The following is an 8,716-nucleotide window of genomic DNA, read 5'->3' as shown; positions in this document are numbered from 1 at the left end:
CCACCTCGACCGGGCCGAAGACGCCGCCAATACCGTAGGCGGCACTGAAATCCTGTTCCGTGTTATTGCCCACCTCGAGCTGGGTAAAGGCGAATCCCAGTTTGCCCTTGATCTTGAAATCACCCGGGTTCTGGAACGCAATGAAACTGCCCAGGTGCAGTAGCTCCCAGTCGGCCTCGCTGCTGCCGCCTAGAAAGCCACTGTTGCTGACGCTGCCGTTGGAAACGGTAATGCCGATCTCCGATTCCGAAGCCGCAACCTGGCGTTCACCCAGATACTGGCCGAAGGCAAAGGCAATGCTGGTGGCATCACTACTGTCGTCGGCATCCAGTTGCACGTTGTTGACCTTCGCAACGTAATAGCGCTCGCCTTCGGCATCTCCGAAAAAGGCGGCCGCCGGCGCACTGGCCACGGCCAGGGTGAGTCCCATCAAGCTGAGCAGGCTTGTCTTTCTCATGCTTGTTACTCCTTTCGTTCGTTAGCCCCCCGATGGAGCCACGATTGAAAAGAAGCCCCCCTTTTTTGGGCCTTAGCTGGCGAGCCGCCGGTACTTGATCCGGTGTGGTTGTTCGGCATCGGCGCCCAAACGCTTTTTCTTGTCTTCCTCGTATTCGGCGTAGTTACCCTCGAACCACTCGACATGACTGTCGCCCTCGAAGGCCAGGATGTGGGTAGCAATGCGGTCCAGGAACCAGCGATCGTGCGAGATCACTACCGCACAGCCGGGGAAATCCAGCAGGGCTTCTTCCAGGGCACGCAGGGTCTCCACGTCCAGGTCGTTCGTGGGTTCGTCAAGCAGCAGCAGATTGCCGCCGGACTTGAGCAACTTGGCCAGGTGAACTCGGTTGCGCTCACCGCCGGAGAGTTCAGCGATCCGCTTTTGCTGGTCTGAGCCCTTGAAGTTGAAGCGGCCCACATAGGCACGGGACTGGGTCTGGTAATTGCCCACTTGGATGATGTCCTGGCCATCGGAGATTTCCTCCCAGACCGTCTTGCTGTCATCCAGGGCATCGCGGCTCTGGTCCACATAGGCCAGTTCCACCGTTTCGCCCACCCGGATCTCGCCGGAATCGGGCTTCTCCTCGCCGGTGATCAGGCGGAAGGTGGTGGTCTTGCCGGCGCCGTTGGGGCCGATCACCCCGACAATGCCGCCCGGGGGCAGATTGAAGCTCAGATCATCGAACAGCAGCTTGTCACCGAAGGCCTTGCGCACGCCGTTGGCTTCCACCACCAGATCCCCCAGGCGCGGGCCCGGCGGGATGTAGAGGGACTTGGTCTCGTTACGCTTCTGGAATTCCTGGGAGGAGAGTTCCTCGAAGCGCTTGAGACGGGCCTTGGACTTGGCCGAGCGGCCCTTGGGGTTCTGGCGTACCCACTCCAGTTCCGCCTGCATGGCCTTGCGCTGGGCGGTCTCCTGCTTCTCTTCCTGCTTCAGGCGCTGTTCCTTCTGCTCCAGCCAGGAAGAGTAATTGCCTTCCCAGGGAATACCGTGCCCCCGGTCCAGCTCCAGGATCCAGCCGGCGACATTGTCCAGGAAGTAGCGATCGTGAGTGACCGCCACCACGGTGCCCGGGAACTCTTCCAGGAAGCGCTCCAGCCAGGCCACGGATTCGGCATCCAGGTGGTTGGTGGGCTCGTCCAGCAGCAGCATGTCGGGCGCCGACAGCAGCAGGCGGCAGAGGGCCACCCGGCGCTTCTCACCGCCGGAGAGATTCTTCACCTCGGCATCCCAGGGCGGCAGGCGCAGGGCATCGGCCGCCTGCTCCAGGGTGCGCTCCAGGTTCCAGGCATTGGCCGCCTCGATCTTGTCCTGCAGCTCCGCCTGCTTGGCCATCAGGGCCTCGAAATCGGCGTCCGGATCGGCCATCTGTTCGGAGACGGCATTGAATTCGTCCACCAGGGCCTTGGTTTCGGCAATGCCTTCTTCCACATTGCCGCGCACATCCTTGCTCTCGTCCAGTTCCGGCTCCTGGGGCAGGTAGCCGATATTGATACCCGGCTGCGGCCGGGCCTCGCCCTCGATCTCGGTATCGATGCCGGCCATGATCCGCAGCAGCGTGGACTTCCCGGCCCCGTTAAGCCCCAGCACACCAATCTTGGCGCCCGGGAAAAAGGACAGGGAAATATCGCGCAGGATCTCTTTCTTCGGGGGAACAACCTTGCTCACCCGATTCATGGTGTAGACGTATTGAGCCATGGTTCTCGCCAGAAATTAGTGTTGCGGGAAGAAGATGGGAGCGGATTATCCCGGAGGAGGGGGCGGGGGACAAGGGTAAGGAGCGGCGAGCTACGAGCTACGAGCGACGAGCGGCGAGCTGGCCGTGCAAGCTGAAAGGCCTACTGTTTTCTACTGGCCACCTTCCAATGACAAGTTATGAGAACCCCAAGGTCTGCCGAAGCAGCACGGCTGTCCCGCATGCACGGCCAGCTCGCCGCTCGTCGCTCACAGCTCGCCGCTCCCCCTAGCGGATCGGGGGTTCCCCGAACTCATTGGCGTCCGGGTCGTAGCTGGATTGGAAGGCCTCCACGCTGGCGGCGGCATCCTTGACGCTTTCGAAGCGGGCGATATGGAACAGGGCCTCGCCTTCGTATGCCAGGGGCAGTTCGGAGCGGCCGATGATCACTCCGGAGACCGGGGACTGCATTTCGTTCTGCGACTCACCAAAAGGATCGGCGATCCGGCCCAGCACCTGGCCTTTTTTCACATGGGCGCCCAGGGCGAGATTCATTCGGACGATGCCGCTGGCCGGTGCCCGCACCCAGAGACTGGAGCGAGCCACGACCGGCTGCTTGCGGGGTTTGCGGCCGCGGACCGCCGGCAGCATGCCCAGTTTGCGCATGACATTGATGACGCCTCGCTCACCGGCACGAATACAGACTTCATCAAAGCGAAGCGCCTCGCCGGCCTCGTAGAGCAGGGTCTTGATGCCCTTGGCCGAGGCCTGTTCCCGCAGGGAGCCTTCCCGCAGGTCGGAGCTCATCATCACCGGTGCACCGAAGGCTTCCGCCAGCGCCATGACCTCGGGGTCGTCCAGGTCGGCGCGGATCTGGGGCAGGTTGGAGCGGTGAATGGCAGCGGTGTGCAGGTCGATGCCGTGGGTGGCCTTGGAGACGATTTCCCGCATGAAGATACTCGCCTGACGGGCGGCCAGGGAGCCCTGATTGCTACCGGGGAAGTTCCGGTTGAGGTCACGGCGGTCGGGCAGGTAGCGGGACATGTGCAACACGCCCAGCACATTGACGATGGGCACCGCGATCAGCGTGCCCCGCAGCCGTTGCAGATTGCGCCGCAGCAGCACCCGGCGGATGATCTCGATGCCATTCAGTTCATCCCCGTGGACAGCCGCGGAGACGAACAGCACCGGCCCCTCACGGCGGCCATGGACCACATGCACCGGCATGGTAATGGGGTTGTGGGTGTAGAGATGCCCCAGGGGGACATTGATGGTCTCCCGCTGGCCGGCGGCGACCTCGGTATTGGCAATCCGCATTGGGGCTCTGGCCATGGTCTCTTATCCCTTGCCGCGCGTACGGGTCTTGCCCGCCTTGCCGTTCTTTTCCATGAACTCGATTATGCGCGCGGCGATGTCCTTGTTGGTCGCTCTTTCAATACCTTCCAGGCCCGGCGAGGAATTCACTTCCATGACCACCGGCCCGTGGTTGGAGCGAAGAATATCCACCCCGGCCACATTGAGGCCCATGATGCGGGCCGCGCGAACCGCCGTTGAGCGCTCCTCGGGGGTGATCTTGATCAGCTCGGCATGCCCGCCCCGGTGGAGATTGGAGCGGAATTCCCCCTCCTTGGCCTGGCGCTTCATGGAGGCCACCACCTTGTTCCCGATCACGAAACAGCGAATGTCGGCACCGCCGGCCTCCTTGATGAACTCCTGCACCAGAAAGTGGGCGTTGAGCCCCCGGAAGGCATCAATCACCGATTCCGCCGCCTTGCGGGTCTCGGCCAGAACCACTCCCACGCCTTGGGTGCCCTCGGTGAGCTTGATGACCACCGGGTGGCCGCCCACCAGGCGTAGCAGATCCTGGGTATCGTCAGGGGAGTGGGCAAAGCCGGTCACCGGCATGCCGATTCCCCGGCGGGACAGCAACTGCAGGGAACGCAGCTTGTCCCGGGAGCGGCTGATGGCCACCGACTCGTTGAGCGGGAAGACGCCCATCATCTCGAATTGCCGCAGCACCGCGGTGCCGTAGAAGGTGATGGAGGCCCCGATCCGGGGAATGACCGCATCCACTGCGTCCAGTTGAGCCCCCTTGTAATGAATCTCGGGATTGTGCCCGGCAATGCTCATGTAGCAGCGCAGGGGATCAATCACCCGGATTTCATGTCCCCGTTCACGGGCGCTCTCCACCAGGCGGCGGGTGGAGTACAAGCGCGGATTGCGGGATAGCACGGCAATCTTCATGCAAACCTCTCAGTCTTCTTCGACGGTTTCGTCATTGTTGTCATCGTCGGCTGATTCTGCCCCTGCCAGGAAAGAGCGAGCCGGGTCCACCAGCACTCGGCCCCGCATGGCGGTTCGCCCCAGCAGCATTCTAAAGCGCATGGTATCGCGGCTGGTGAGCGTCATTTCAATGGGCCAGGTTTCCCCGCCCACGGTCACCGGGCTTTGGATCACGAAGCGCTCCTCGCTGTGTCCGCCGGAGTCGGTGACCAGGCGTTGGTCCACCGCCGGTGCTTCACAGAATATCTCGATATCCGTGCGCAGTTGCTCCGGGTGGATCCCGAAGCGGACCCAGGTTTTCCCGTCTCTCTCAAAACTCTTCACGTCGAAGGCGTGCAGGCAGGAGGTGCGTGCGCCGGTATCCACCTTGGCCTTGATCCGGGGCAGGCCCAGCTCCGGCAGGGCCAGCCATTCACGCCAGCCAACGGTCAGCAGTTCCCGGTTTTTCCGTTTCGAGGACACGGGCTATGATCTCCATCCGATTGTCAGCGCTGATCAGTCTGCCACTATACTGGGGCCGCTCGGTTTCAGGGAACCTCCAAGGGAGTCATTCATGTCAGCACGGTCTGTGGACCCAAACGAGCCTTCGGTGCTGCTTTTTAGTGGCGAGAGTCTGCGCCGCTACGGTTTCGGCGACGGTCATCCCTTCGGCCCGGATCGCCAGGATGCCTTTCTCAAGGCGGCCGACGATCAGGGCCTGCTGGCGCGCGTCAGCCACCGTGAGCCGGTGGAGGGCGATGATTTCCAGGCTCGCCTGTTCCATACCGACGAGTATGTGGATTTTGTCGCCCGCCGCAGTGCGGATGGCCTCGGCTACCTGGACGGGGGTGACACCCCGGCCCAGGCCGGCATTCACGAGGACGCCCTGCGGGTGGTGGGCACCGCCGTGGCCGCCGCCGATGCCCTGATGCGCGGCGAGGCCAGGCGCGCCTTCGTCCCCATCGCCGGCCTCCACCATGCCGCCCGCGACGCCGCTTCCGGCTTCTGCGTCTACAACGACTGCGGCGTCGTCATCGAGCACCTGCGCCGCCAGTATGGCCTGGCGCGAGTGGCCTATGTGGATATTGACGCCCACCATGGCGACGGGGTCTATTACGGCTTCGAGGATGACCCGGCAGTGATCTTCGCCGATATTCACGAAGACGGCCGTTTCCTCTTCCCCGGCACCGGCGCCGCCGAAGAGACCGGCGAGGGCGCCGCCGCCGGCAGCAAGCTCAATATCCCCCTCGCACCGGGCGCGGGGGATCGCGAGTTCTTCGAAGCCTGGGCCCAGGTGGAAGACTTCCTCGAGTCCCACCAGCCCGAGTTCATCCTGCTTCAGTGCGGCGCCGACCCCCTCGCCGGCGACCCCATCACTCACCTGCGCTTCAGCGACGAGCCCCACCGCCACGCCACCCTCAGCCTCGCCCGCATCGCCGACCGCCACGCCCAGGGCCGCCTCCTGGCCACCGGCGGCGGAGGCTACAACCGCCAGAACATCGGTATTGCCTGGTCAGCGGTTCTGTCGGCCCTGATAGAGAGCAATGATGCTTAAATGCTGCCAGGGGGGAGACAGGCAGAGGACGGACAATGTATTGCTTGTTCTGGATCTGACTTCAACCACAGAGAATGGATAGCCACAAGCGATTGGCTTCGTGGAAGCATGTGCAAGGAGAAGAAAAATGGATAGCTTGGGTAATGACTCCTATGGGAAGCGGCTGGCAGGGCTGATTGTCGTAGCGCTTGTCCTGACCCTGCTCTCCTGGATGAGCCTCACCGCGACGGTTGCCACAATCGACAGTCCGGTGGTGCTTACGGCTTTTGCCGTCGGGTCACTGTCGACGCTTTTTGCCATCGCAGCCTTCGTGATTTTCTTCTCCCGTGTGCGCGAAGACAAAGATGCCCCCTCACAAGGCCTGCCGCCCAAGCGTCGATTCATCGCACTTGCCGTTGCCGTGGCATTCGGATGCGGCCTGTACCTGATCGGCGTATCCGGTGTTACCGGAAACCAGGCGCTTTTCCTGTCGTTGTGGTGGGTGCTGCCTGCATTGATTGCGCCAGCATCGCTGATCGTTCAGAACAGGCAGTACATCAATATTTTCGGCTGGGCCTGCATTGGGCTGCTGTTGCTCGGCTTGATCCTCGCAAATGTCTTCTGAGCATGGTGGGGGTGACGGCCAGGTGATTGGAGCCACTTGACCGGTGGAGTAGAGTGGTTGTTGCCCCGATCTGGAGAGTCCGCGATGAGCAATCAAGCCGTTCGCCAAGGCGAAACAGACATCACCTGCCTCGAAGACGTGGCTCCACTGGCAGACTATTCACTGATGGAGAATCTGGTCCGTGATCCGGATGCGGACCCCGAGGGCCAGGATCATCAGCCCAGGCAGGTGTTTTCAGGCCATTACGTTCCGGTCAGGCCGACACCCATCGAAAACCCGGCCTATGTGGCCCACAGCCCGGAACTGTTTCGGGAGCTGGGCTTTTCTGACCGCCTGGCCCAATCACCGGACTTCATGGCCATGTTCTCCGGAGACCTTTCCGTCGTGCCCGAGTCCATGAGACCTGTCGGTTGGGCATGCGGCTATGCGCTCTCCATCTACGGCACGGAATTTACCCAGCAGTGCCCCTTCCAGACGGGCAATGGCTATGGCGATGGGCGGGCCATCTCGGTACTGGAAATGGTCAACAATGGCCGGCGCTGGGAGATGCAGCTAAAAGGCGGCGGCAGAACCCCATACTGTCGGGGCGCGGACGGTCGTGCCGTTCTTCGCTCCAGTGTGCGCGAATTCCTGGCCCAGGAACATATGCACGCGCTTGGCGTACCCACCTCGCGCTCCCTGAGCCTTTACGTATCCAAAACCGAGACAGTGATGCGTCCCTGGTACTCCGAGGGATCCCGTTCGAGGGAACCCGATCAGCTGCTTGAAGAACCGGTTGCCATCTCCACCCGAGTTGCCCCTTCCTTTATTCGCGTGGGGCAACTGGAGCTGTTCGCTCGGCGGGCCAGACAGCAGGCACACCCCAGCGCATTGGGCGAACTGGGGCAGTTGGTGACCCATCTGATTGATCGTGAATACCCAGCTGCAATTGATCAGGGTTTGCCGGTGCCTGCCAGGGTGTTGATGCTCGCCCGCGAGTTTCGCAGCCGTCTTGCGGCTCTGGTGGCCAATTGGATTCGGGTTGGCTACTGCCAGGGTAACTTCAACAGCGACAACTGTGCCGCGGGTGGATACACCCTGGATTACGGGCCCTTCGGGTTCTGCGAGGCCTTTGATGCGTATTTTCAGCCCTGGACCGGTGGGGGCCAGCATTTCTCATTCTTCAACCAGCCCGTCGCGGCGGAGAAGAACTTCGACAGCTTCTGCTCGGCCATGCAGCCTCTATTGGTAGATCATCCCGATGAACTGGAGCAGCTCGAAGGCATTCGAAGCGAATTCCCCCAGGTAATGGGGACCGAAATGCGAACGATGTGGGCCGCGAAACTGGGGCTCGATGAATTCGAGCCCGAGCTGTTCAAGCAACTGGTCCAGCTAATGATGGAAACCCCGGTGGACTACACGATCTTCTTCCGGGAGCTCTCGTCGATTCCGGAAACGATCGAATCACTCGAGAAAGGTTTCTATCGCTCAGTCCACGAAGCCCGCGGTGGGAATTGGGAGGGCATCCCGGAGCGATGGACTCAATGGCTTTCAGCGTGGAGAGCAAGAATCAAAGCCGAGGAGAGTACAGGCTCGACTTCAATGGAAGAACGCTCACGCCGGATGAAGGCCGTGAACCCGAAATACACCATGCGCGAATGGCTGGTCGTGCCCACCTATCAAAAAGCCGCACAGGGAGAATACCAGCCCCTGAGAGACCTCCAGGCGGTCTTGACCCAGCCCTATGCTGAACAGTCCAGCGCAGTGGAATCGCAATACAATCAGCGGAAGCCACTGGAATTGTTCAATCTTGGTGGCTTCTCCCACTACAGTTGTTCATCTTGAGTGCCTGCAAGGACTTCTTGGGTTGGTAGGGGGGTGTGCCGGTGGTAGCCCATGATCTGTAGATTTTGGCCAGTGGGAGCAGCCACAGTTTGCGCTTGGTGTTCCGTGCGGTTATGGCTATCGGGAATTTCCCTGGTAGTTCTCAGTGCCGCAACCAATCTGCCCGGGCTCCCAATGACGCCCTTTTCGGGGCCGATTGTCGGACAAATACAATCCACTTCACTCCTGTCTTTTCTTTCAGTCTTTATATGGACGGAAATGTCCAGGCTCTCCCTGCGCAATGGATCGCCACTTCTT

The 8,716-nt window shown here is 61.5% G+C and carries 8 protein-coding genes; 3 read left to right on the top strand and 5 right to left on the bottom strand.

The annotated features are described in order from the left end of the window. The 5 genes from ACJWXQ_RS10375 to ACJWXQ_RS10355 form a co-directional block, all read right to left on the bottom strand. Positions 1 to 457: hypothetical protein (locus tag ACJWXQ_RS10375; protein WP_406672771.1), on the bottom strand; the 457-nt coding region annotated here is incomplete at its 3' end. Between the two features lie 72 nt (positions 458 to 529). Then, a complete protein-coding gene (gene ettA, locus ACJWXQ_RS10370) occupies positions 530 to 2,197 on the bottom strand; it encodes an energy-dependent translational throttle protein EttA (protein WP_346049744.1) in 1,668 nt (555 codons plus the stop codon). A gap of 265 nt (positions 2,198 to 2,462) precedes the next feature. Next, positions 2,463 to 3,506 carry a succinylglutamate desuccinylase/aspartoacylase family protein gene (locus ACJWXQ_RS10365; protein ID WP_346049746.1) on the bottom strand — a complete coding sequence of 348 codons (1,044 nt, stop codon included), beginning with the start codon at positions 3,504 to 3,506 and terminating at the stop codon, positions 2,463 to 2,465. A 6-nt stretch (positions 3,507 to 3,512) separates the two neighbouring features. Further along, complete coding sequence (rimK, locus tag ACJWXQ_RS10360) at positions 3,513 to 4,418, bottom strand: 30S ribosomal protein S6--L-glutamate ligase (protein WP_346049748.1); 906 nt, start codon at positions 4,416 to 4,418, stop codon at positions 3,513 to 3,515. 9 nt (positions 4,419 to 4,427) lie between these two features. Further along, a complete protein-coding gene (locus tag ACJWXQ_RS10355; RefSeq protein ID WP_406672772.1) occupies positions 4,428 to 4,892 on the bottom strand; it encodes an ATP-dependent zinc protease in 465 nt (154 codons plus the stop codon). Positions 4,893 to 5,010: 118 nt separating this feature from the next. On the opposite strand from ACJWXQ_RS10355, the gene ACJWXQ_RS10350 reads away from it, so the two are divergent. The 3 genes from ACJWXQ_RS10350 to ACJWXQ_RS10340 all read left to right on the top strand — a co-directional run bounded on the left by ACJWXQ_RS10350 (position 5,011) and on the right by ACJWXQ_RS10340 (position 8,419). Then, on the top strand, positions 5,011 to 5,991 hold the full coding sequence (locus ACJWXQ_RS10350) for an acetoin utilization protein AcuC (RefSeq protein ID WP_346049752.1): 981 nt from the start codon (positions 5,011 to 5,013) through the stop codon (positions 5,989 to 5,991). Between the two features lie 127 nt (positions 5,992 to 6,118). Continuing rightward, on the top strand, positions 6,119 to 6,595 hold the full coding sequence (locus ACJWXQ_RS10345; RefSeq protein WP_346049754.1) for a hypothetical protein: 477 nt from the start codon (positions 6,119 to 6,121) through the stop codon (positions 6,593 to 6,595). A gap of 84 nt (positions 6,596 to 6,679) precedes the next feature. Beyond that, on the top strand, positions 6,680 to 8,419 hold the full coding sequence (locus ACJWXQ_RS10340; protein ID WP_406672770.1) for a protein adenylyltransferase SelO: 1,740 nt from the start codon (positions 6,680 to 6,682) through the stop codon (positions 8,417 to 8,419). Positions 8,420 to 8,716 lie beyond the last annotated feature (297 nt).

It is taken from the genome of Natronospira sp. (genome assembly GCF_007134575.1).
Taxonomy (GTDB): domain Bacteria; phylum Pseudomonadota; class Gammaproteobacteria; order Natronospirales; family Natronospiraceae; genus Natronospira; species Natronospira elongata.
This window is presented reverse-complemented; position numbering and strand designations above follow the sequence as displayed.